Genomic DNA, 24,223 nt, shown 5'->3' with positions numbered 1-24,223 from the left:
TCCTTATGCCTTCATGCTTGCCGCGCCCGGCGCCAGATCAACAGCGTCATCCGCCATATTGGCGCCAATTTCATCGTCATCCTCATCGGCCAACCGGCTCTGATCCTGCTCCATCAGGGGCAGGATGATGGTGATGCGCGTTCCCTGCCCATCGCACAGCGGCGATTCAAGTTTAATCCTGCCGCCCGACGCCTGAACAAAGCCGCGCACGATGGCCAGCCCCAGCCCCGATCCTTGCGGCACACGGGCATCGCGCGCAAGCCGATAGAAGCGGTCGAACACCCTTTCCTGCTCGGCGGGGGGAATGCCATGGCCTTGGTCACTGATGGCAATATGGCACCACGAGCCATCGGACATGCAGGCAATAGTGATCGGGCTGCCCGCCGGGCTATAGCGGATCGCGTTTTGCAACACATTGGTCACGGCCAGATCAAACAGCGTGGCGTCGGTGCGCACCAGCAATTCCTGCGCAGGCATATGCAGGGTCATCGGGTGGGTCTGGCGATGCATCTGCACCCGGCCCATGATCGCGCGCAAACTCTCGCCCACCGGCAACAGCGACCAGCTCAGCCCCTCCTCGCCCGCCTCCAGCCGCGTCATCTGGAGCAGGTTGGTGGTCAGATCGTTGAGTCTTGCCGCCTCCTTGACGATACCGTCGAGCAATTCGCGCGAAGTTTCGCGGTCGAATTGCGGGCCAAAGTGCAGCAGGCTGGCGGCCGAGGCGCTGATCGCGGTCAAGGGGCTGCGCAGATCGTGGCTGACCGAAGAGAGCAGCGCCGATTTCAGTTCTTCGGTGCGGGCATGGGCATGGGCCTCGGACAGGCGCAGCGACAGGTCGATCCGTTCGAGCGCCAGCGCCGCCATCCGCCCCTGCGCCAGCATCAGGCCGATGCCCCGCGCCCGCGCCGTGGTGCGGTCCGCCACCAACGCCCCCACACAATGTTCGCCCGCCAGCAGGCGGCAGCCGATCAGATGTTCATCCTCCAGCCATTCCGGTTCCCACAGCATCGCGGCCTGGGCCAGCGTGATCCATTCGGGCCCATCCGCGCTCCGACCCACCGGCACAGCACGCCCTTCGGTCATCCGATAAAGGCCGATCCCGCCGTCCGCCCCCGCCAGCAGGCTTTCGCACAGGATGTCATGCACTGCCTCATCGCTGCTCGCGCTCTGCAACTGGCGCGAGAGGGAGAGCAGACTGGCCAATTGCTGGTTGGAGCGGTTGGCGCGGGTGGCCTCATCGCGCAGGCGGCCTGAGAGCAGGCCCGAAATCACCGCACAAAGCGCAAAGACCACCGGCGGGGCAAGGTCAGTGGTGCGGCTGATCGCCAGTTCGAACACCGGCTCGGATACAAAGAAGTCGAAAAGCAGCGAGGACAGCAGCGCGCAAAGCAGCGAAGGCATCAGCCCATAGAGCGCGCCCACCATCGACACGCCCACCACAAAAACCAGCGAGGCATAGCCCTCGCCCAGCCATGGATTGAGCAGAATGCCGATGAGAGAAAAGCCGCCCACCAGCCCAAGCGAGGCCAGATAGGGCCAGTAGGGATGCGCGCGCCTCGCATCGCGATCCGCAATGGCGGGCCGGTCCGGCTCTGTCACGGCCTTCAGGTCAAGAGAAAGGGGGCTTTTCACGCCCCCTTTCCTTTGCAGATCTATGACCTGCGGGCAATGGTGTACCCGTTCAGACGGCCAGCGACATCGGACTCATCGCATTGTTGCGATTGCCCGCCAGTTCGCGATTGGCCCACAGCGCGATCAGCGTGGCCGCCGCGCCAGAGAGCAGATAGGCCCCCGACGAGATCAGCCCATAGGTCGTGGCCAGCTTCAGCGCGATCAGCGGCGCAAAGGCGGCCCCCACCAGCCATGCGATATCGCTGGTCAGCGCAGAACCCGTATAACGATGCTGGGTCGAGAAGCTGGAAGCCACAGCGCCCGAGGACTGACCAAAGGAGATGCCCAGAATGGCAAAACCGATGGTCATGAAGGCGACCTCGCCCCCGGTGCCCTGACCCAGCAATTGCGGGGCAAAGCCGGAGAAAGCCGCAATTGCAGCCGCCGAAGCGCCCAGCACCGCGCGGCGCCCGAAACGGTCCGCCATATAGCCCGACACGATGATCGCCAGCACGCCGATCATGGCCGCGCCCGTTTCGATAATCAGGAACGAGGCCGGGCGTTCGGGCGTGTTGAGCATCACCCAGGACAGCGGGAACACCGTGACCATGTGGAAGAGCGCAAAGCTGGCCAGAGGCGCCAGAGCGCCGATCAGGATTGTGCGGCCTTCCTGACGGATGGTGACGATGGCCTTTTCCGGCTGCAGATCGCGGCTTTCGAACAAGCGTACGAATTCGGGCGATTCCACCAGACGCAGGCGGGCAAAAAGCGCCACCACGTTAATGGCAAAGGCAACGAAGAACGGGAAACGCCAGCCCCAGCTCAGGAAATCCTCGGTGGGCAGCGACGAGACGAAGAAGGCGAACATGGACGATGCCACGATCAGCCCCAGCGGCGCGCCCAATTGCGGCACCATCGCAAACCAGCCCCGGCGATCACGCGGCGCATTGAGCGCCAGCAGCGAAGCCAGACCATCCCAGCTGCCGCCCAGCGCGAAACCCTGACCCAGCCGGAACAGGGCGAGCAGCGCAATGGCCGTTTTGCCCAGCGTGGCATAGCCCGGAAGGAAGGAAATCGCCGCCGTCGATCCGCCCAGCAAAAACAGCGCGATAGCCAGCTTGGCCGTGCGGCCATAGAGCCGGTCGATGGTCATGAACACAAAGGTGCCCAAGGGCCGCGCGACAAAGGCCAGCGGAAAGATCGCGAAGGAATAGAGCGTGCCGGTGTAGGCATCGGTGAAAGGAAAAAAGAAGCTAGGAAATACCAGCACCGAGGCGATGGCATAGACGAAAAAGTCAAAGAATTCCGAAGTTCGACCGATGATCACGCCAATGGCGATCTCACCGGGAGAAACGTGATCGGAATGGCCAGCATGGCCCGAAACGACCCCTGCGGCCACCCCGTTGGAAACGGAGGTGGTCATGTTCAGCATCCCCAAAATCGGGCCGGTGTTTTCCCATGGGAACAACCCGGCTTTTCTCTTTAATTATGGTCCGTCCACAAGGTTCCAAAACGCGCGGAAAACCGCAGATTTCAGGGCCTTTTGGCGGGCCTGATGTGAGACTGCATCAAAAGATCCATGATGGCAATCAAATTGATGGGACAATATGTCCTATCGCGGTTGCAGCATGAGCCTCCTACGCGCGGGCGCCATGAGCACGCAACCCACCCTCCTTCGTCATGCGAGCCGGCTCGGCAGCCTTGTCAGCCTCGCCTCGCTCTCCGCCTGTAGCCCGGTGGTGCTGAACCCCGCGGGCGACATCGCCAAACAGGAAGCCAGCCTGGTGGTCACCGCCACGCTGCTGATGCTGATCATCATCGTTCCGGTGATGGCGCTGACCGTTTATTTCGCATGGAAATATCGCGAAAAGGCCGGTGCGCGCTATGAGCCCGAATGGCACCATTCGACCCAACTCGAACTGGTGATCTGGGCCGCCCCGCTGATGATCATCATCGCGCTCGGTTCGCTGACCTGGGTGACCACCCACACGCTCGATCCGTTCCGTCCGGTCTCGCGCATTGCCGAGGGCAAGCCCCTTGCTGCGGATGCGAAGCCGCTGGAGGTTCAGGTCGTCGCGCTCGACTGGAAGTGGCTCTTTATTTATCCTGAGCAGAAAATCGCCACGGTCAACGAACTGGCTCTGCCGGTGGACCGCCCGGTGCATTTCAGCATCTCGGCCTCCTCGGTAATGAACTCCTTCTACGTCCCGGCGCTGGCTGGCCAGATCTATGCCATGCCCGCGATGACGAGCGAATTGAACGCGGTTTTGAACAAGACCGGCACGTTCGACGGTTTCTCGGCCAATTATTCGGGCTCGGGTTTCTCGCATATGCGTTTCAAGACGCATGGCATGACCGACGCCGATTTTGACCAGTGGGTCGCCAATGTCGCCAAGGGCGGCGACAAGGACAGCGCAGGCGCGCTCGACACCGTGGCCTATCTTCAGCTGGAACAGCCCAGCGAGAAGGAACCGGTTCGTCACTTCACTGCGGTGGCTGACGGCCTGTTCGACAAGATCGTCAACCTGTGCGTTCGTCCGGGCAAGATGTGTCTGAAGGACATGATGGCGCTCGACGCTCGCGGCGGCACCGGCAAGGCCGGCATCTTTAATGTTGCCGCGCTGACCTATGACAAGAATGGTCGCGAAACGACCATCCCCGTCATCCCCGGTCGCGGCGGTCAGCAGGCCGATGCCCGCACCAAGGCTTTCGTGCGCGCGATCTGCGTTCCCGATGGCGTGAAGACCCCCGTTCCTGCCGACGCTGCCAAGCTTTCGCTGGCCTCGCCCGCGCGCACTCCTCTTAGCTGATAGCGAGATCCCATGATCCCGACCCATTCCCATTGGACACCGCTGCTGGGCCGCCTTGGCCCGGACGCGATCCCGACCGAGCCGATCGTGCTCGCCACCTTTGCGGCCGTAACGCTCGGCGGCATCGCGCTGGTGGGTGCGCTCACCTATTTCCGCCTGTGGTCCTATCTCTGGAAAGAGTGGTTCACCAGCGTCGACCACAAGAAGATCGGCATCATGTATATGGTGCTGGGGCTTGTGATGTTCCTGCGCGGCTTTGCCGACGCGATCATGATCCGCAGCCAGCAGGCGCTGGGCTTCGGCGGCTCTGACGGCTATCTTAACAGCCACCACTTCGATCAGGTGTTCACCGCCCACGGCGTCATCATGATCTTCTTTGTGGCGATGCCTTTCGTCACGGGTCTGATGAACTATGTCGTGCCCTTGCAGATCGGCGCGCGCGACGTGTCCTTCCCCTTCCTGAACAACTTCTCGTTCTGGATGACGGCGGGCGGCGCGGTGCTGGTGATGCTCTCGCTGTTTGTGGGCGAGTTTGCGCGCACCGGCTGGCTGGCCTATCCCCCGCTCTCGGAACTGGCCTACAGCCCTGATGTCGGCGTCGACTATTACGTCTGGTCGCTGCAGGTGGCCGGTGTCGGCACTACGCTTTCGGGTGTGAACCTGATCGCTACGATCATCAAGCTGCGTGCCCCCGGCATGGGCCTGATGAAGATGCCCGTCTTCACCTGGACCGCTCTGGTCACCAACATCCTGATCGTTGCCGTGTTCCCCGTACTGACCGTCGTTCTGGCCCTGCTGGGTCTGGACCGCGTGTTCCACACCAACTTCTTCACCAATGACTTCGGCGGCTCGCCGATGCTCTATGTCAACCTGATCTGGATCTGGGGCCACCCGGAAGTGTACATTCTGGTGCTGCCGGTCTTCGGCGTGTACTCGGAAATCGTCTCGACCTTCTGCTCCAAGCGCCTGTTCGGCTATACCTCGATGGTTTATGCCACCTGCGTCATCGGCATCCTGTCCTATTCGGTCTGGCTGCACCACTTCTTCACCATGGGTTCGGGCGCGTCCGTGAACTCGTTCTTCGGCATCACCACCATGGTGATCTCGATCCCCACCGGGGCCAAGCTGTTCAACTGGCTCTTCACCATGTTCCGTGGCCGCATCCGGTTTGAACTGCCGATGATGTGGACCGTCGCCTTCATGCTCACCTTCACCATCGGCGGCATGACCGGCGTGATGATGGCTGTGCCTGCGGCTGACTTTGTGCTGCACAACTCGGTGTTCCTGATCGCCCACTTCCATAACGTCATCATCGGCGGCGTGGTCTGGGGCGTGTTTGCCGCGATCAACTACTGGTGGCCCAAGGCTTTCGGCTTCAAGCTGAACGAGTTCTGGGGCAAGGTGTCGTTCTGGTGCTGGGTTCCCGGTTTCTGGATCGCGTTCACCCCGCTCTATATGCTGGGCTTCATGGGCGTGACGCGTCGTATGCGCGTGTTCGATGCCAGCTTTGACGCCATGCGCATCTATTACTGGGTTGCGCTGTTCGGCGCGCTGCTGATCGCGGCCGGTATCGGCGCGATGCTGGTTCAGTTCGCCGTGTCGATCTGGAAGCGCGAAGAATACAAGGACGAAAGCGGCGACATCTGGGGCGGCCGTACTCTGGAATGGGCGACCTCCTCGCCTCCGCCGGAATATAACTTCGCCTTCACCCCCAAGGTGCATGACATCGACGCCTGGGCCGACATGAAGGCCAAGGGCGTTGCCCGCCCGGTCGACGGCTTCCAGGACATCTACATGCCGCAGGGCACCTGGGCCGGTATCGTGCTGGCTGGTCTGTCCACGGTCTGCGGTTTCGCGCTGATCTGGCAGGTCTGGTGGCTGGCTGTGGTCATGCTGGTCGGCATCGTCGGCACCGCGATCTTCCACACCTTCAACTATAACCGCACCTTCTACATCAAGGCCGACCATGTCGCCGAGGTTGAAGCTGCGCGCACGGCGCAACTCGCCGCGCTGGAAAAGGGAGCCGCGTAATGGCGAGCACCAACCTGACCGAGCAGTATTACGATCTGCACGAACACGCCCACCCGGACGGCTACAGCACCACGCTGGGCTTCTGGATCTATCTGATGAGCGACTGCCTCATCTTCGGCATGCTGTTTGCCACCTTCGCGGTGCTGGGCGGCAATTATGCCGGGGGTCCGGCTCCGAAGGATCTGTTTGAACTGCCCTTGGTGGCGGTCAACACTTCGCTGCTGCTCTTCTCGTCGATCACCTATGGCTTTGCCATGATCGCAATGCAGAACGGCAGCAAGAAGGGCCTGATCGGCTGGCTGATCCTGACCCTGTGCTTTGGTCTGGGCTTCCTTTCGATCGAACTTTACGAATTCCACAACCTGATCGAGGAAGGCGCCGGGCCTCAGCGCAGCGCTTTCCTGTCGGCCTTCTTCACGCTGGTCGGCACCCACGGTCTGCACGTGACCTTCGGTTCGATCTGGCTGGTCACTCTGCTGTTCCAGGTGGGCAAGCATGGCCTGACCGAAGCCAACAAGCGCCGCCTGTCCTGCCTCTCGCTGTTCTGGCACTTCCTTGACGTGGTCTGGATCGGCGTGTTCACCTTTGTCTATCTGATGGGAGTGCTGCGCTGATGGCTGACCATTCTCACGATCACGGCCATGAAGCCGCGTTCCACGCCACCACCAAGGATTACGTGATCGGCTTTGTCCTGTCCGTCATCCTGACCGCCATCCCCTTCTGGCTGGTGATGAGCGGCGCGATTGCCGACAAGTCGACGACCGCCATCGTCATCACCGCCTTTGCCGCGGTTCAGGTTGTGGTCCACATGATCTACTTCCTGCACATGAACGGCAAGATCGAGGGTGGCTGGAACCTGATGGCCGCGCTCTTCACCATCCTTCTGGTGGCGATCATCCTGTCCGGCACGCTGTGGGTGATGTTCCACCTCAATGCCAACATGATGCCGGTCAAGATGGACGGCATGGGCTGATGAAGTCCGGCCTTAATGGCCAGCAAAAGGGGCGGCGCCGGATTCTTCCGGTGGCCGCCCTGCTGCTTTGTGCGGCGCTGTTTTCGGCGCTGGGCGTGTGGCAGGTGAACAGGCTGGCATGGAAACGCGCATTGATCGCGCATGTGAACGAGGTTTCGACCGCCAATCCGGTTGAGGCGCGGCTGTTGCCGATGGCTCCCTCGCCCCGCGATCTGGCCGATCTGGAATATCGCCATGTCTGGGCGCTGGGCCGGTTTGAACCCCAAGGCACCACGCTGGTCTCGGCGCTGACCGAGCGGGGCGCTGGCTATTGGGTGCTGGCGCCCTTGCGCATGGCTGATGGGCGCGCGGTGTGGATCAATCGCGGCTATGTCCCGCTGGGCAGCACCGCTCTGGCCGAGGCCGCGCAGACGCCCACGGGCGAAGTGGCGATCACCGGGCTGCTGCGCAAGACCGAGCCGAAGGGCCGCTTTTTGCAGGCCAATGTGCCCGCGCAGGACCGCTGGTATGCGCGCGATATTGCCGTCATCTCCGCCACGCGCGGGGTGAAAGGGCAGGCCGCATGGTTTATCGATGCGCAGGGCCCGGAAATCCCAGGAAATCCCATCCCGGGCCTGACCGTGGTGCAATTCCCCAACAGCCATCTGCAATATGCGCTGACATGGTTCGCCATGGCTTTGCTCAGCCTGTTTGCCATCCGGCTGGTCTGGCGGCGCGTGCCCTGATAAAGCGCGGCCATGGCAACCCAACCCACACCCGATTATGACATAGCCCCCGCATCCTATGGCAACATGGGACTGCTGGTTCAGCTGCGCTGGATCGCGGTGCTGGGGCAATTGGTCACGATCTGGGTGGCGTGGCGCGTGCTGGGCGTACGGCTGCCGATGGCCGAACTGGTAGCGGTGCCCGCGCTTCTGGCGCTGATGAACATCGGCACATGGGCCTATGGGCGCCAGCGCGCGGGCTATTCCTATCTGGAACTGCTGGGCGCGCTGATGCTCGATGTCGAGGCGCTGAGCTGGCAGCTCTATTTCACCGGCGGCGCGACCAATCCGTTCATCTTCCTGTTTCTGGTCCAGATCATGCTGGGGGCGATCCTGCTGCCCGCTCGGTGGAGCTGGATCGTCGCGCTGGTTGCGTGCTGCGATGTGGCATTTCTGACGTTTGACTATCGGCCGCTCGATCTGCCCCCCGCCTATGTGGGCGAGCATTTCCGGCTCTATCTGCTGGGCAGTCTGGCCTGCTTTGTGCTGATTGCCGCGCTGCTGGTCTATTTCGTGGTCCGCATGGACCGCAACCAGCGCGCCAGCAGCGCCGCCCTTGCCGCCCTGCGCCAACAGGCGGCGGAGGAGAATCATATCGTGCGGCTGGGGTTGCTGGCCAGCGGGGCAGCGCATGAACTTGGCACGCCGATGGCCTCAATGTCGGTAATCCTTGGCGACTGGGCGCGGGAAAAGACCATTGCGGGCGATTCCGACCTGTCCGCCGATGTGGCCGATATGCAGGCCGAACTCAAACGCTGCAAAACCATCCTGTCGGGCATATTGATGGCGGCAGGCGAAGTGCGCGGCGAGAACCCCAGCGTCACCACCGCGCGCGGCTTCCTCTGCCAGATCGTCGAGGACTGGCGCGCGCGCAGCCCCGCCCCCATCACGCTGGACGACCGGCTGGGCGAGGATGTGCCGATCATTGCCGACCCTGCGCTGCGGCAGGTGATCGGCAATGTGGTGGACAATGCGCTGGAGGTATCGCCCGAAGGCATTGCGATAGCCACGGCGCGCGATGGCGACATCTGGCAGATCGCCGTGCGCGATTTCGGCCCCGGCTTCGCCCCTGACATGATCGAACAGGTCGGCCGCCCCTATCGCTCGACCAAGGGGCGCGATGGCGGCGGGTTGGGCCTGTTCCTCGTGGTCAACGTCCTGCGCCAGCTTGGCGGGCGGATCGAAGTGAGCAACACCGAGGAGGGCGGCGCGCTGGTCATCCTTTCGATCCCATTGTCGGCGCTGGCTTTTGCGGGCAAAGGAGCATCATGAACAACCCCCTGCCCCATCTCGTGATCGTCGAGGATGATCCCGCCTTTGGCCGCACCTTGCGCCGATCCTTCGAGCGGCGCGGCTATGAAGTGCTGCTGGCCACCAGCCCGGACGAACTGGCGCTGCTGATGACCAGCACGCGGTTTCAATATGCGGTGGTGGACCTGAAGCTGGGCACGGCCTCCGGCCTGACCTGCGTTCAGATGCTGCACGAAAAAGACCCCGACACCACCATCGTCGTCCTCACCGGATTTGCCAGCATCGCCACCGCCGTCGAGGCGATCAAACTGGGCGCCTCGCATTACCTCGCCAAACCGGCCAATACCGATGACATCGAGGAAGCCTTCTCCAAGCGCGAAGGCAATGCCGCCGTGCCCGTCGAGGGGCGCAAGACCAGCATCAAGACCGTGGAATGGGAATATATCCATACCACGCTGGCCGAATGCAATTTCAACATTTCCGAAGCCGCGCGGCGGCTGGGGATGCATCGACGGACTTTGGCCCGGAAGCTGGAGAAGCAGCAGGTTAAGTGAGGGGTTTGAGCTTTATGCCTCCGGCGGGCAAAGGGACTTGTCCCTTTGCAATCCCATTAATGGGGGTGGCGCAAGGTTGGAAACGTTGAGGTTAGGTTTTAAAAGCCTGCGGCGCGGGTTACGCTGATTGGCGCCGAAGGCTTTAAAATTCAAAGGTTGCCCCCTGCCCCAAGGCCGATGCCAGACGCAACGCCGACAGTATCGGGATTGCAAAGGGCCCCCGCCCTTTGCACGCCGATGGCAAACTTCCTTTAAGCCAATTCCTCCAACACCACCTTCAACGCGGCGGCATTGATCGCAGCGGCCCGACCGACATCATCAGCCTCGCTGTAGCAACGCAGCTCCGGCGCATTGCCCGACCGGCGCAGGTGCAAGACCGAACCATCGGCGCAAGACATGCGAATGCCATCGGTCAGATCGACCCCCGTGATGGGCCCCGCAATACCGCCGAAATAGCCGGTCAACCGCGCGATCTGATCCTGCGCGCCGCCCTCCAGCAACGCGGCAAAGATCGCCTCGCTCCGCTGCGTGGCAAAGTTCTGGATCCGGTCGGAATAGGTCACGCGCGGCGGCAATTCGCCCAGCAGGTCCGCCACCCGACGCCCCCGCGCCGCCGCAATCACCGCGACCACCGGCAGCACCGCATCGCGCGTGGGCAGCGCGGAAATGCTGCGCCCGCCAAGATCAAAGGTACTGGCCAGCAGGAAGCCGCCATTGGCCTCATAGCCGCAAACCTTGTCCTGCCCGGCAGCCAGCGTGGCATTCATCGCGTCGATCACAAAGGGCGAACCGATCCGCGTGCGCGCGCAATGGGCAAACGCGCCCGAGAGCTCCAGCACCGTGTTGCTCGACACCGGCGTCACCACCGTGCCAGCGCCCAGCGCCCGCGCACACAGCACGCCCAACACATCGCCCCGCAACCATTCACCCGTATGATCGGCCAGCAGGGGCCGGTCACTGTCGCCATCAGTCGAGATGATCGCGTCAAAGCCATATTCGGCCGCCCATTCGCGCGCCAGCACCACGTCCTCGGGGCGGATCGCCTCGGTATCGACGGGGATGAATTTGGTTGCGCGGCCAATCGGCACGCCTTCGGCCCCCAGCGCATTGACGATGGAGAGAACGACATCGCGCCCCACCGCCGAATGCTGATAAACGCCGATCTTGCGCCCGGCCAGAGCATCGGCCCCAAACGCCGCGACATAGCGCGCGACATAGGCCTTCTCCACATCCGTCACCGCAGGCAAAGGTGCGGGCGACACCAGCATACCCTCATCGTCAAACGCGCCCTTGGCCAGCGTCACGATCTGACGCTTCATGCCCGCCTCGTCCGATTTGAGCACCTCGCCGGCGGGTCGATAAAATTTGATGCCGTTGCGGTCGTCGGGAATATGGCTGCCGGTCACCATCAGGCAGGGAATCGCCTGCCCGAACGCATAGAGCGCCAGCGCGGGCGTGGGCACATAACCGCAGAACACCGGCTCTCCGCCCATATCCCGGATCGCCTGCGCACAGGCGGCCAGAATGCGCGGAGAGCTGGGCCGAAGATCGCCCGCCAGAGCGACCCGGCCACCATCATATTCGCCAATTTCGCGAAGATAGGACAAGAAGCCCTGCGTATAGCCATAACACACGCGGTCGGTCATCGCGACGACTTCACCCCGCGCGCCGCTGGTGCCGAATTGGACACCCGATTGCTGCATCAGCATATCAACGGTGAGCGGGACAAGCGCGGCAGTACTTTCCATGGCGGCCTTCCTGAGCAGGATCATCATATTCAAGGCAAAGGTGCCTAGGTTAAATCCACTATACAACATCCTGCATTGCAGCAAAGTTCCAAAATGGATTTCGTAAACGAACCAGATTATCAGCGAAATGCGAACCAGAAGCGATGGTTCCCCGCCTTTACCAAGAGTCTAATTTCCTCGCGCTTCGAATCCCAGCGCCGGATCATCGGTAAAGAACCCGTCCAGCCCCAGCGCCAGATAACGCCGCATTTCGGCCACGCTTCCCGCCGCATTGCGGGCATTCTCACCCTCGCCATTGCGGAAATCGGCGGCAAGGAAGCGGTTTTCCGGGCGGAAGGTCCATGTGCCCACCAACAGCCCCGCGCGCCGCGCCGCCTCGACCAGCCCGGTCGGCTTGCCCAGACGCCCATCGGCCTCCAGCGGGATCAACATCCGCGTGGCAGGCGCCAGCCAGTCGGCATAGGTGGCGATTTCGGCCAGCCCTTGCGGCGTCAGCAGATCGGCCCAGCGACGCTTGTCGCCCGCCGCCTCGAAATCGGCCGGGCTCTGGCGCGGATCGCCCACCAGTTGCATCAGTTGAATATTGCCCCGCCCCGCAAGGTCACGGCGCAAAGCCTTCAAATTCACCACCTCGAAACTCTGGATCACCACCGGCGCCTTTTTCAAATAAGCGCTGGCGTTCAAGCGCTCGATCAGGCGCGGTTCGATCGGCAATCCGATCCGCGCGAAATAAGTCGAATGCTTAACCTCCGGGATCAGGCCGATCACCCGCCCGCGCGCCGCCGATTCCGCCGCGACGAAATCGGCGATTTCCTCAAGGCTGACGATCTGGAACTGGCCATCATAGCTCTGGCTCTCAGGCCGCACCGCGCCCAGACGCTCCTTGGCCCGCAGTGTCTTCAATTCGGCCAGCGTGAAATCCTCGGTGAACCAGCCAATCAGCTTTTCGCCATCGACGATCTTTTCCACCCGCCGCGATGCGAATTCGGGATGCGCGGCGACATCGGTGGTTTCGGCAATGTTATTCTCATGACGCGCCACCAGCACGCCATCGCGCGTGCAGCACAGATCGGGCTCGATAAAATCGGCCCCATCGGCAATCGCGCGGGCATAGGAGCCCAGCGTATGTTCGGGACGCAACGCAGATGATCCGCGATGGGCCAGCAGCACAGGCCGCGCCGGACGGGCGCGCGCCGAAACGCTGGCCCCTACCGGCGCGGCCATAGCCATGCCCCGCCCCCCCGCCACAGCACTGGCCGCGACCAGACCTTGCGACAAAACCTTGCGACGAGAGAGCGGATTACGCATCGATCAGAGACCCACCGCCAGAGTGACAAAGAACTGACGCGGGGCCACCGGATAGGCGGCGAAGCTGCCAGCATTGTTGAAGCTGGAAACCTGCAACCAGCCCTTCTTGTCGAACAGGTTGGTGATATTCAGGCTCAGCTCGGCCTTTTTCGCATGCACCAGCTGCGCGGGCAACTGATAAGCCACGCGGGCCGATGCCATGAACAGGCTGGGGATCGAGGCGTCATTGGTATAGGTGGCATAGCGGCGGCCGATATAGTCACCGATCAGCTGCACCTCGGCCCCGGCGTAATTCACCGTCAGCATGGTCTTGTTCATCCAGCTGGGCGATCCGGGGATCTGCTTGCCGCCGGTGGGCACCACGCCTGCAACCGTGGCAAAGCCGCCGATCTGGGTGCCCGTCGCCGCGCCCGTCACGGTCGAATAGTCGCTGGAATATTTCGAGCTGTTATAGCTCAAAGCATTATACAGCTTCACATGCTGGCCAAAGCCAAGGGTCACCGCCGCGTCCACGCCATTGGTGGTCACATTGCCGACGTTGAACAGCGCCGTGGTCGACGGGTTGATCGTGTTGATCGCGCCCGATGTGGAAAGCGCCAGCAGGCGGTTGCTGAAATCGACGTGGTAATAGTTGATCTGCGCGTCGATGCTGCTCAGCAGGCCGGTGAAATTGCGGTGGCTGCGCAGACCCACTTCATAGACCCATGCGGTTTCGGGGCGAACATTGCTCTTGATATAGTCAAACGCAGCCTGGCTGCCCGTGCTCCACGGATCGGCCGAGCCGCCCGCGCCATAGGCCTGGAACTGGCGCAGGTTCTTCTGGACGTTGAAATAGACCTTTTCCGACCCGTTCAGGTCATAATTCGCGCCCACCGAGGGCAGGAACCAGTTGGTCGAATTGATCCGGCCGCTAGGGCGCGGATTGTTGATTTCCTGCACCGTGAACAGGCCGTTGGCGAATTGCGCGCTGGTCTTGATGCCCGCTTCGACATTCAACCGGCTGTTGACGCGCCATGCGTCCTGAATGTGCAGCTGGAGGTTATCCGTGCGCATTTCCACCGCATATTGCGTGATCAGATAGCCCGACGGACGGATATAGGGGCTGTAGGCATCCGGCATGTTCACATTCATCGGATACCAGCGGCGATAGGCCGAGGATTCATTGTGGTGGAACCACACGCCCGCCTCGATGCGGTGATCGCCAGCATCGATGTTCAGGTTGCTGATGATGCCTTCGCGGTGGATCATATATTCGGTAGTGCGGATGGCATAGCCCGATCCGCCGAACACGGTTTTCAGATCCTGTCCCGGAAAATATTTGGCAAACAAGGCAGGCAGGCCAGCCACCGTGATCGGCCCGGCCACCACGCCAACGCCATCATTGTGGTGAATATAGAACTGGTTGGACCATTTGACGGCCTTCGACAGGTTCACATCATATTTGATGTAGCCCAGATAGTCGGTGCGCTGAGCATCCGAATAGAAGTTGCGATAATTGTTCGCCGCCACGGCGGGCACAGCACCGCTGGCGTCCAGATAATTGAGCGCCGCGCTGAAGCTGGGATAGGTGAAGGGGCGGGTATAGGGCTGATAGGCCTGCACCGCATTGGCGGGGTTGGCATAGATGGTGGTGGCGTCCTCATTCGGCTCGATCTTGTCCGAATAGGCGAAATAGGCGGTCAGCTTGCCATGGCTGTCTTCGTGGATGAACTTGCCATTGGCCTGATATCCGCCCTGAACCCCGGCGAAGTCCCATGCGCGGGCGCGCTGGCGGCTGCCCGAGAGGAAGAGCTTGTTGCCATTGCCGAACTCGCCCGAATCCACGCGGACAAAGGTGCGCGCCGTGCCATAGGAGCCGGCGGTATGGTTCATTTCCAGCCCGCGTTCGTTGGACGGATCGCGGCTGGTGATTTCCACCGCGCCGCCAAGGTTGCTGATCGAGGCCACGCCCAGATCGCCCGCGCCCGTGGCGACAACCGTGCGGCCGGTATTTTCCGAAATCAGCGCGCGGCTGGGCGAAAGGCCGTTGTAATTGCCATAGGACTGATCGCCCAGCGGCACGCCGTCCATCGTATAGCCCAATTGCTGGGCCGAGAAGCCATGGACGAACATCTGCGCGTTCTGCTCATTGTTGCCCCACGGGTCGGCGGTCACATACAGCACGCCGGGCAGGCTCTGAATCGCCTTCAGGGGCGAGATGCCGGGCAGGATCTTCTGCATTTCAGCCGCCGGAATAGCCGTGGCCGAACGGGTGGTCTTGGCGTTCACCACAATGGTTTCGCCAATATCGGCGGCGGGCGCTTCGGCATCGGCGGCCGCTGCGGCGGGGACCTCAGCGGCCAGAGCGGAGGTGGCGGCAAGCGACAGCGAGAGAGCGGCCAGCGACAGGCTTGGGCGCATAAGGCTGGCGCGCAAAGTGATTCGACCCATGGGATTCTCCATCCTTGTGCAGCAAGCCTGCTGCATGTGCGAAGGCCGCTAGGGGAGAGCAATGACCGGAACACGACAGTTCGATGACAAAACTATGAATCTTATGGCATTTGCGTGAATATACGGCCCGCCGCGACGCACCGGCGCGTCCTTGCCCCTTCCCCTCTTGTCCAGTTGCCAATCCCACAGGCCGCGCCTAGTCATGCAATCATGTGCAGTGCGACCACCCCTTCTGAACAACCCAGCACCGATACGCCCCCCGCGCCGCTGAACGCCGAGCGGATCGTGGGCGAAGCCATCGCATTGATGCAGGAACAAGGGCTTGATGCCGTCTCGCTGCGCCGCCTTGCCGGGCGGCTGGGCGTACAGGCCATGTCGATCTATTGGCACATCCCGAACAAGGAGGAACTGCTGCGCCGGATGAGCCAGCGCCTCTATGCTCTGGCCATGGCCGATATGCCCCAATGCGCGACATGGCAGGATTGGGCACGCGCCTATGGCCGGGCGCTCTGGACCATGTATCACAGCGCGCGCGATGCGGCCCGCCTCACTTTCTCGCTGGGCTATGTCGAAGAGGATTTCCGCAATTTCCGCGAATATCTGGCCCAGCGCCTGCAACCTCTGGGGCTGAGCGCGGCCGAGGCGGTGCAGTTGCATTCGGCCATTCAGGCGCTGGTGATCGGCTGGGCCGGTTTCGACAACACCTATGGCGAGGTGATGGGCAAGCTGACCCCGATCGAACCGGCGGTGATGGACAGTCTCGAAGCGCTGATCGTGGGCTCGGAATGTCTGCGCCGGACTTGAAAACGCCGGAACGCGCGCCTGCATGGAGCCAGCCCGGCAACGGCTTGCTGTGGGGCAAGGATTTCTACACCACCGGCCCGCGCGACATCGCCATCGACACTCCGCGCGCCGATGGCGTCTTTCGCTGGCTGCATATGAGCCTGGCCGACAATGGCGCGCGGCAATGGATCGAGCGCGCCGATTTCCTGCCCCAGAATTTGCGCGAGGCGATGCTGGCCCCCGATACGCATCAGAGCAGCTTCGTCGAGGACGATACGCTGTCCTGCGTGCTTCAGGATCTGCAACGCGATTTCGAGATCCGCTATACCGACCGCGCCGGCACCGTCCATGTGGCCATCACGCCCGACATGATCATTACGGCGCGGATGCATCCGCTGGGCTTTGCCGATGTGCTGCGCGACCGGTTTGCCGAAAAACTGTTTATCGACAGCGCGCAGCGTGCGCTCGATGTGCTGGTGTCGGCCATTGTCACCAATCAGGCCGCACTGGTCACGCAATTGTCGGCCCGCGTGCAAAAGGCCGAGGACGCGGTGCTGGCGGGCAAGGCACCGCCCTCGGCGCGCGATCTGCTGGAATTGCGGCGGCGGCTTTCGATCATCCACCGAATGATGGATGGCACCAAGCGCGTGCTGATGCGGCTGGAGGAGGACGGTGATCTCGACGCCGCGCTCCACCCCACGGTCGAGAAGCTGACCCAGCGCGCGCAGGGGCTGGACGAGGACGTAACCGCCGCGCAAGGGCAGGTGCGGATGCTGCGCGAGGAACTGGAGCTGGCCGCCAATCAGCGGATAAACCGCAATCTCTATATCCTCTCGGTGATGACGGTGCTGCTGATGCCCGCCACGCTGGTGACGGGCTTTTTCGGCATGAACACCGGCGCCCTGCCCTTTGCCCATGGTTCGGGCACATGGGTGGCGGGAGGCGTTGCTTTGCTGGCCTCGCTCGCCACCTATCTATATCTGCACTGGCGCGGTTTTTTCCGTTAACTGGCAGTTTTCGCAAAGACCTTCGCGCCATTGCTGGCCCATTCCATCAGCGCCTCGGTGCGGGCCTTGGCGCCTTCCGGGTCGGCCTCAAGCGGCAGGACGGCCTCGACGATGCGGTCGAAATGGGCGCGGATCTGCTCCTTGGCCTCGGGATAGGGGATGATGTAGAGGTCGCCCTTCTCGATCCCCTTCTTCGTCCATTCGGCCAGTTCGACCGGCTCCATCCCATGGCGATGGATCGAATGGAGCGACTGGATCGTCGCCTCATCCTCGCGGTATCCCGAGGGGCCGAGCCCTGCGGGGCGCAGCTTGCTGGCCTCGGCAATATTGCTCTTGATATTGGCGGGGCAGATCACCGACACGCCGATATTGTGCTTGGCCAGCCCCTGCGCATAGCCTTCCATCAGATTGATGACCGCCGCTTTGGCCGCCGAATAGGGCGCGGCCAGCGCGCTGCCCGACAGGCCGCCAAGCGAGGAGGTGGTGACGATATGGCCCGGCTTGCCGCTCTCGATCATGCGCGGCACAAACGTGACCATGCCGTTGATGACCCCGCCAAGGTTCACCCCGATCAGCCAGTCGAAATCGGCATAGGTGGTCTTTTCCACCGGACCGAAGCTGTTCACGCCCGCCGTGTTGAACAAGAGCGTAGGGGCCGCCCCAAAGACCTGTTCAACCTCATCGGCGGCGCGGGCATAGGCGGCGCGATCGGTGATATCCAGCACGATGCCATGGGCGGTGATGCCCTCGGCGCGCAATTGGCCCAGCGCTGCCTCAATCGCATCGGCGCGCAGATCGGCGATCACGACCTTGGCCCCGGCCCGGCCAAAGACCACCGCCTGACCAAGCCCCGCGCCCGAGGCGCCGCCGGTGATAAAGGCCAGTTGCCCGTTGAAATCCTGCATAAAAGCCATCCTCTCTTACAATGCGGGCGATCTGCACCTTGAGTCGCCTTTGTATGCTATACTTACATTGTAAGAGAGGATGCGCAAGAGGATCAGAAGGCTCCGCACTCGGCCAGAATTTGGCCCGTGGGCCGCCCGCGCGCGGCCATGATGCGGATCCGCGCCTCATTGCTCAGCACATCCCACGCCGCCTCCTCAACCCGCGGCCAGAGCGCATGAGGGATCACCACCACGCCGTTCTCATCCCCAAAGATCATGTCGTCATGGGCGATGCGTATATCGCCGATCTTCACCGGCATGTTCATCGAACCCAGTGTGCCTTCATATTTGATATCGTCGCAATAGGACCGTCGCGCATAGACCGGCAGGCCCAGCAGCGACACATCGCGGCTGTCGCGCGTGACGCCATCGATCACCGCGCCCACCGCCCCGGCACGGATCGCCAGCGTGGCGTTCAGATCGCCGAAATAGGCAAAGCCGGGCGCCTCATTGGCCACCGCGATGATGCAGCCGGGGCGCACGAAGCGATAGGATTCCAGCGCATCGTAAATGCCCTTCCACCGCCCGCTCTCGCGCTCCTGCGGGGTGATGGCCACCAGTTGCAGCGTGCGCGCGCGGCCCAGCATCTTGCCCGGACTGGTCGCACCGATATGGGGCGGCAGGACGGCGCGAAATCCCATCTCCTTGGTGATATCGGCCAAAACCGGCGAGGAGAGATAGGGCGTGAGCGCCCGCAACCGCGTCACTTCCTGCGCCCGCTCCCCTGCGCAAAGCACCTCGGCCATGACCAGATCGGCGGGATTGTTGATATCCACCTGCTCGGTCGGGTCCAGTTCGAACAGGATCGGATTGCGCCCGAAACGCTGGGTGGGCACCGGCTCTCCGGGGCGGCGGCGCACGATATAGAGGCTCATTGCCTCGATCACTGTGGGCGGCAATTCGACGCTGTTGGGGATGCGACCGCGCCCATAGGCCGGTTCATCGCCATTCCAGCAATATTGTTTGGCCCGGCTGACCGCCACCAGACTGTCCGCCTGCGGATTGTCGATCAATGCCTGAATGGCGCGCGCCACGGTATGTTCGGTGACGAAAGGCGCGGTGCAAAGCGCCTGAAGATAAAAATCATACGGCCCATCAGCCTGATCCGCCGCCGCGCATTCCCACGCAAACAGCCCATGCCCGTCGCAAGAGTTGCTGGCCAGCTCGACCGGGCGATGCAGGCGCCGCACCGGCAGATCCCCCGCCAGCCCCGCGATCACATCGCATTCCGTGTCCAAATAGACCGCATCCACCGCCTCGCAGGCCAGCAACTGGCGCAATTTGCGCAGGAACAGATGATCGCCGTCCAGAACCTGGGTGTTCTTGGCCTCGATCCGCTCGCTGTTGCCCTTGGCGGGCATCAGGGCGGCCACGCGGGGGCGGGCAAAGGGCTTTGAATGGGCGTTCATAGATTTTGCACCAGATCGACGCTGTGAACCATGCCCAACAGGCGACCGGCGTCATCGGTCACAGGCAAAACGGAAAAGCCCGCCCCATGGTCGCGTATCAGATCGAGCGCGTCCCCCGTGGTGGCCGAGGCGGAAAGGACGGTCGGGTCGGGGCGCATCACATCGGCGGCGCGCTCGGCATAGATGTCGCGGCGCGCGGCAATGGCGCGGCGGATGTCGCCATCAACGATCAAACCGGACAGATAGCCCCCCTCCACCACACAGGCTGCGCCCATCTTTCCGGTGGAAATCGCCGCGATCACCTCGGCCAGATTGGCCTGCGGGCCGATGCAGGGCAAGGACGCCCCCTCGCGCATCACCGCGCGTATCGGCTGGGCGCGCCGGCCCAGAGCACCGGCCGGGTGGCTGCGCAGGAAATCATCGCGGGCGAAACCGCGCAACTGGCTGGCCGCCACCGCCATCGCATCGCCCATCGCCATTTGCAGCGTCGTGCTGGCCGTGGGCGCCATGCCCAGATGGTCGGCCTCCCGCACGATTGGCAACAGCACCAGCGTGTCCGCCGCGCGGGCCAGCGGCGTATCCCCCCGCCCGATCAGGCCGATCAGATGGCACCGCCGCTCGCGCAGGCCCGGCAGGATGCGCATCAGTTCCACCGTGGTCCCGCTATTGGAAAACAGCATGACCACGCTGCCCGGCGTCACCGCACCCAGATCGCCATGGCTGGCGTCTCCGGCCGAAAGCGAGAAGGCGGGCGTGCCAAGGCTGGAAAGCGTGGCCGCGATCTTGGCCGCCACCAGCCCCGATTTGCCCACACCGCAGCACAGCACCGGCAGGCGCGAAGCCGCCAACGCATGGATCGCTCCGGACAGTCCTTCAGGCGGATGGTCGAGACAATCGGCCAGCGCCGTCATTTCCCCACGCAGCACCTCCATCGCCCATTCCAGCCCCAATTCCGGCGCAGGCGTGGTCGTCAATTCGGCGGCGGGATTAAAGGCAGGCTGCGGGATCATGGCGCCACCACCTCCAGCGCATCGAGATTGGCGTCCATGTCTTCAAATGTCGGCTGCCCCTTGGCATGGCGCAGCAGGAGGTTGAGATCGACGACCTCGGGCCGCAGCAGCCGCGCGGCCAGATGCCAGCCAAACCAGCGCCGCGCCGCATCCCGGTCCGGCCCGGCCAACTCGCCCGGATCGCCGCTGGCGCGCAGCCATGGCGCCATCGCCCGGCGTCCGACATGCAGCATCGGCTTTCCGGCAAAGGCGGCCAGCGTCCAGCTCTTGGACAGATCGGTAAACACCGCCGTCGCCCCGGCCACCATTGCCTCGGTCCCCCCCAGCGCCATGCTCAGCCGGTCCGGCGCGGCGGCGATGAAGGCGTCGAGCGCACCGCGATCCACATGCAGGCGGTTGAGCGGATGATCGCTGACCTCAATGCGCCATTCCTCGGGCAGACGCGTCAGCAGCGATTGGAGCAGCGCCACCCCATCCTCATACGCACCATGGCGCAGGAACAGGTTCTCCTCATGCTCATAGGGCAAAGGCACGGCCAGCGTGGGGCGAGAGAGCGGGACCGAGAAAGGCCCGAACCGCCCCGCCGCCCCAGACCACAGCGCATCGACCCGCGCCGCCAGTTCGGAGGGCAAAATGTCCTCCTCCGGCATGAAGCCATAGGAAAAGGGCGTTTCCTCCAGCACCACCCATGCCGGATCGGTGGCAAAGGGGGCCGCCGCTCCCTCCATGATATGGCGCACCGTGCCGGGAAACATCGCGGGCGTGGCAAAATCGCTGCTGCGCACAAGGGTCAGATCGGGCCGTATCCCGGCCACCGTTTCGATCAGCCCCGGCACCGCTGCGCCATGCATGCGAAACTGGGCCGGATCGCCCTCGGCGATCACATGCCAGCGCAGCTTTTCCTGCGCCAGCAAAGGCTCAAGCTGCGCGCCCTCCACCCCGGTGTTGCGCCACAGCGGGGCCACCATCACATGGAGTTCATGCACCCATGGATCAGCGTTGAGCCGGATCAGCATCGGCGTCACGATGGCCTCGAACCACCATGGCGTGATGACCGGAAGATAGAAAAAGAGGCGCATCCCGTTCCCTAAAACTTGGCGGCAGGAGGTTTTCCTCCCGCCGCCTCGTTTTATGAACAAGGATGCCTAAGGCATGGCTGAGCCTGGCCTCGGCAAATGCCCTTAAGCGGGTTTTAGAAAGTCAGGACGATGCGCCCCTCGATCTTGCCCGCGATCATCTTGTCAAACACCGCGTTGATGTCATCCAGCTTTGCCGTTTGAATCGTGCTTTTCACCTTGCCCTCAACGGCAAAGGCGATGGCTTCGGCCAGATCGCGCCGCGTGCCCACAATAGAGCCGCGCACGGTGATGCGCTTCAACACCACATCAAAGATCGGTGTGGGGAAAGCGCCCGGCGGCAGGCCGACCAGCGCCACAGTGCCCTTGCGACGCACCATGGCCAGCGCCTGTTCAAAGGCAGGCACTGAAACCGCCGTCACCAACACACCATGCACGCCCCCGCCCGTGGCCTCGACCACGCGGGCCGCCGCATCAGGATCGAGCGCATTGACCACCAGATCCGCGCCCAGTTCGAGCGCAAGGTCGAGCTTGCCCTGCCCCACATCGACGCCCACGACCTTCAGCCCCATCGCCTTGGCATATTGCACGGCGACATGGCCAAGCCCGCCCACGCCCGAAATCGCCACCCATTCGCCGGGCCGCGCCTCGGTTTCCTTCAGGCCCTTATAAGTGGTCACGCCCGCGCAAAGGATCGGGGCCAGCGGCACCAGATCGGCGTCAGCAGGCAGGCGCCCGACAAAGGCAGCCGGCGCCGTCACATATTCGGCATAGGTGCCGTTGACCGAATAGCCGGTATTATGCTGCTTTTCGCACAGGGTTTCCCAGCCCGTCTGGCAATACTCGCATTGGCCGCAGGCGTCATGCAGCCATGGCACGCCCACCGCATCGCCAATCGCCAGATCCTCCACCCCTTCGCCAAGGGCGACGACATGGCCCACGCCCTCATGGCCGGGAATGAAAGGAAGAGTCGGTTGAACCGGCCAATCACCATGGGCGGCGTGAAGATCGGTATGGCAAACGCCCGTGGCTAGCAGTTTCACCAGCACCTCGCCCCGCGCGGGGGTGGGGACAGGCCATTGCTCGATGGTAAGCGGAGCGCCGAATGCGCGGACGACCGCCGCGCGCATAGTGGCGGGAATTTGGGCAGGGATTGTGGGGGAAAGCGAAGTCATGGAGAATCTCCTTGAAAGGCTGGCGCTTACCTAGTCCCCTCTTTTCCCTCGCGCCTTGATGCGGGTCAACCCGTTTGGGCGATGGCGACCCCCGCCGCATGGCCGCTGGCCCATGCCCATTGGAAATTATAGCCGCCCAGCCAGCCCGTCACATCCACCGCCTCGCCAATGGCATAAAGGCCCGGCACGGTATTGGCCTCCATCGTCTTTTGCGACAGGCCGGTGGTGGCAATGCCGCCCGCCGTCACTTCGGCCTTGGCATAGCCTTCGCTGCCATCGGGGTTGAAGGGCCAATGCGCCAGCCGGGCCTCGGCGGCGCGCAGGGCCTTGTCCGACTGGTTGCCCATCTCGCCCTCCAGCCCCAGATTTTGCGCCAGCGCCACCGCCAGACGATCGGGCAGATGCGCGCCCAGCACGCGGCGCAGGGCGGCCTTGGGGTTGGCCTTCTTGGCCTCCACCATCCAGCCCGCCGCCAGATCGGGCAGGAAATTGATGCCAAGCGCCACGCCGCGCTGCCAATAGGAGGAGATTTGCAGGATTGCCGGACCCGATAGGCCGCGATGGGTAAAGAGCGCCGCCTCGCGAAACGCCGCCTTGCCCCATGGGCCATCGTCCACCCGCGCCTCGACCGGCGTTGCCACGCCCGAAAGCTCGCGGAACAGCGCCTCATCCCCCGGCAAGGTCAGCGGCACCAATGCGGGGCGCGGCTGAACCACCTTCAGCCCGAATTGCCGCGCAAGATCATAGGCGATGCCGCTGGCCCCCATCTTGGGGATCGAAGGCCCGCCCGTGGCGATCACCAGATTGCGCGCCGAGAGCATCCGATGGCCCGCGCGGACATGAAACAGCCCATCGGCATGGCTGACCTCGCCAAGGCTCAGCCCGCAGGCGATCTCGACGCCCCCGATCCGGCATTCCTCGACCAGCATAGCCAGAATCTCGCGCGCAGAACCATCGCAGAACAATTGCCCCAGCGTCTTTTCATGCCATGCAATGCCATAGCGCTCGACCAGTTCGAGGAAATCGGCGGGTGTATAGCGCGACAGGGCCGAGCGGGCGAAATGCTTGTTGGCCGACAGATAGCGTTCGTGGGTGGCGTGAATATTGGTGAAATTGCAGCGCCCGCCGCCCGAAATCAGGATCTTGCGCCCCGGTTCCGGCGCATGATCGACCACGATCACACGCGCCCCGCGCTGTCCGGCCTGCGCGGCACAAAACAGCCCCGCCGCCCCCGCGCCCAGCACGATGGCATCATGATTTTCGCTTGTCGGTTTCATCGCGCCGCCCTTAGGCGATCATGCCCCCTCGCGCCAGCATCGATCTGCGGCTTGGAATAGGC

At 63.1% G+C, this 24,223-nt stretch carries 20 protein-coding genes; 9 read left to right on the top strand and 11 right to left on the bottom strand.

Going from position 1 to position 24,223, the window contains the following annotated elements; genetic code table 11:
* Positions 1-3: 3 nt before the first annotated feature.
* Together FHW96_RS20225 and FHW96_RS20220 are read right to left on the bottom strand one after the other, a co-directional pair.
* Complete coding sequence (locus FHW96_RS20225) at positions 4-1,632, bottom strand: ATP-binding protein (RefSeq protein ID WP_172342391.1); 1,629 nt, start codon at positions 1,630-1,632, stop codon at positions 4-6.
* A gap of 49 nt (positions 1,633-1,681) precedes the next feature.
* Positions 1,682-3,034, bottom strand: coding sequence for an MFS transporter (locus FHW96_RS20220; protein ID WP_172342390.1), 1,353 nt, complete (start codon positions 3,032-3,034; stop codon positions 1,682-1,684).
* 229 nt (positions 3,035-3,263) lie between these two features.
* Here FHW96_RS20220 and cyoA point away from each other — a divergent pair, with 229 nt between their 5' ends.
* Genes cyoA through FHW96_RS20185 form a run of 7 tightly spaced genes read left to right on the top strand, consistent with a single transcriptional unit; the run spans position 3,264 to position 9,994 of the window.
* Positions 3,264-4,421: a ubiquinol oxidase subunit II gene (cyoA, locus tag FHW96_RS20215; RefSeq protein ID WP_172342389.1), complete on the top strand. Its 1,158-nt coding sequence runs from the start codon at positions 3,264-3,266 to the stop codon at positions 4,419-4,421.
* 12 nt (positions 4,422-4,433) lie between these two features.
* On the top strand, positions 4,434-6,452 hold the full coding sequence (gene cyoB / locus FHW96_RS20210; RefSeq protein ID WP_172342388.1) for a cytochrome o ubiquinol oxidase subunit I: 2,019 nt from the start codon (positions 4,434-4,436) through the stop codon (positions 6,450-6,452).
* Positions 6,452-7,066, top strand: a complete 615-nt coding sequence (gene cyoC / locus FHW96_RS20205) for a cytochrome o ubiquinol oxidase subunit III (RefSeq protein WP_172342387.1) — start codon at positions 6,452-6,454, stop codon at positions 7,064-7,066. The genes cyoB and cyoC overlap by 1 nt, the downstream gene beginning before the upstream one ends.
* Complete coding sequence (gene cyoD, locus FHW96_RS20200) at positions 7,066-7,425, top strand: cytochrome o ubiquinol oxidase subunit IV (RefSeq protein ID WP_172342386.1); 360 nt, start codon at positions 7,066-7,068, stop codon at positions 7,423-7,425. Before cyoC ends, cyoD begins: the two co-directional genes overlap by 1 nt.
* Positions 7,425-8,150, top strand: coding sequence for an SURF1 family protein (locus FHW96_RS20195; RefSeq protein WP_172342385.1), 726 nt, complete (start codon positions 7,425-7,427; stop codon positions 8,148-8,150). Before cyoD ends, FHW96_RS20195 begins: the two co-directional genes overlap by 1 nt.
* Before the next feature lie 12 nt (positions 8,151-8,162).
* Complete coding sequence (locus FHW96_RS20190; RefSeq protein WP_253951108.1) at positions 8,163-9,461, top strand: ATP-binding protein; 1,299 nt, start codon at positions 8,163-8,165, stop codon at positions 9,459-9,461.
* Positions 9,458-9,994, top strand: a complete 537-nt coding sequence (locus FHW96_RS20185; RefSeq protein WP_172342384.1) for a response regulator transcription factor — start codon at positions 9,458-9,460, stop codon at positions 9,992-9,994. The genes FHW96_RS20190 and FHW96_RS20185 overlap by 4 nt, the downstream gene beginning before the upstream one ends.
* 251 nt (positions 9,995-10,245) lie before the next feature.
* Here the strand turns inward: FHW96_RS20185 and FHW96_RS20180 are convergent, their stop codons facing one another.
* From FHW96_RS20180 to FHW96_RS20170, 3 genes are all read right to left on the bottom strand, one after another.
* Entirely contained in the window at positions 10,246-11,742 is a 1,497-nt protein-coding gene (locus tag FHW96_RS20180) for a phosphomannomutase (RefSeq protein WP_253951107.1), read from the bottom strand.
* Between the two features lie 168 nt (positions 11,743-11,910).
* Complete coding sequence (locus tag FHW96_RS20175) at positions 11,911-13,050, bottom strand: glycerophosphodiester phosphodiesterase (protein WP_172342383.1); 1,140 nt, start codon at positions 13,048-13,050, stop codon at positions 11,911-11,913.
* Between the two features lie 3 nt (positions 13,051-13,053).
* On the bottom strand, positions 13,054-15,480 hold the full coding sequence (locus tag FHW96_RS20170; protein ID WP_172342382.1) for a TonB-dependent receptor: 2,427 nt from the start codon (positions 15,478-15,480) through the stop codon (positions 13,054-13,056).
* 210 nt (positions 15,481-15,690) lie between these two features.
* Between FHW96_RS20170 and FHW96_RS20165 the strand changes: the two genes are divergently transcribed.
* Both FHW96_RS20165 and FHW96_RS20160 read left to right on the top strand, forming a co-directional pair.
* Positions 15,691-16,284, top strand: coding sequence for a TetR/AcrR family transcriptional regulator (locus FHW96_RS20165; RefSeq protein ID WP_172342381.1), 594 nt, complete (start codon positions 15,691-15,693; stop codon positions 16,282-16,284).
* A complete protein-coding gene (locus tag FHW96_RS20160; RefSeq protein WP_172342380.1) occupies positions 16,266-17,270 on the top strand; it encodes a CorA family divalent cation transporter in 1,005 nt (334 codons plus the stop codon). The genes FHW96_RS20165 and FHW96_RS20160 overlap by 19 nt, the downstream gene beginning before the upstream one ends.
* On the opposite strand, the gene FHW96_RS20155 is transcribed toward FHW96_RS20160, so the two are convergent.
* From FHW96_RS20155 to FHW96_RS20130, 6 genes are all read right to left on the bottom strand, one after another.
* A complete protein-coding gene (locus tag FHW96_RS20155) occupies positions 17,267-18,175 on the bottom strand; it encodes an SDR family NAD(P)-dependent oxidoreductase (RefSeq protein WP_172342379.1) in 909 nt (302 codons plus the stop codon). The two genes, FHW96_RS20160 and FHW96_RS20155, sit on opposite strands and share 4 nt — an antisense overlap.
* Before the next feature lie 92 nt (positions 18,176-18,267).
* Positions 18,268-19,623, bottom strand: a complete 1,356-nt coding sequence (locus tag FHW96_RS20150; RefSeq protein WP_172342378.1) for a hypothetical protein — start codon at positions 19,621-19,623, stop codon at positions 18,268-18,270.
* Positions 19,620-20,633: an SIS domain-containing protein gene (locus FHW96_RS20145; protein ID WP_172342377.1), complete on the bottom strand. Its 1,014-nt coding sequence runs from the start codon at positions 20,631-20,633 to the stop codon at positions 19,620-19,622. The genes FHW96_RS20150 and FHW96_RS20145 overlap by 4 nt, the downstream gene beginning before the upstream one ends.
* Positions 20,630-21,712, bottom strand: coding sequence for a hypothetical protein (locus FHW96_RS20140; RefSeq protein ID WP_172342376.1), 1,083 nt, complete (start codon positions 21,710-21,712; stop codon positions 20,630-20,632). The genes FHW96_RS20145 and FHW96_RS20140 overlap by 4 nt, the downstream gene beginning before the upstream one ends.
* Positions 21,713-21,825: 113 nt before the next feature.
* Positions 21,826-22,851 carry an alcohol dehydrogenase AdhP gene (gene adhP / locus FHW96_RS20135; RefSeq protein WP_371815770.1) on the bottom strand — a complete coding sequence of 342 codons (1,026 nt, stop codon included), beginning with the start codon at positions 22,849-22,851 and terminating at the stop codon, positions 21,826-21,828.
* A gap of 98 nt (positions 22,852-22,949) precedes the next feature.
* Positions 22,950-24,161 (bottom strand): NAD(P)/FAD-dependent oxidoreductase, encoded by a 1,212-nt coding sequence (locus tag FHW96_RS20130; RefSeq protein ID WP_172342374.1) that lies wholly within the window; start codon positions 24,159-24,161, stop codon positions 22,950-22,952.
* Positions 24,162-24,223: the final 62 nt, after the last annotated feature.

It is taken from the genome of Novosphingobium sp. SG751A (genome assembly GCF_013149295.1).
Lineage (GTDB): Bacteria > Pseudomonadota > Alphaproteobacteria > Sphingomonadales > Sphingomonadaceae > Novosphingobium.
Note: the sequence above shows the minus strand (reverse complement) of the source record. Positions and strands in the feature narration are given on the sequence as shown.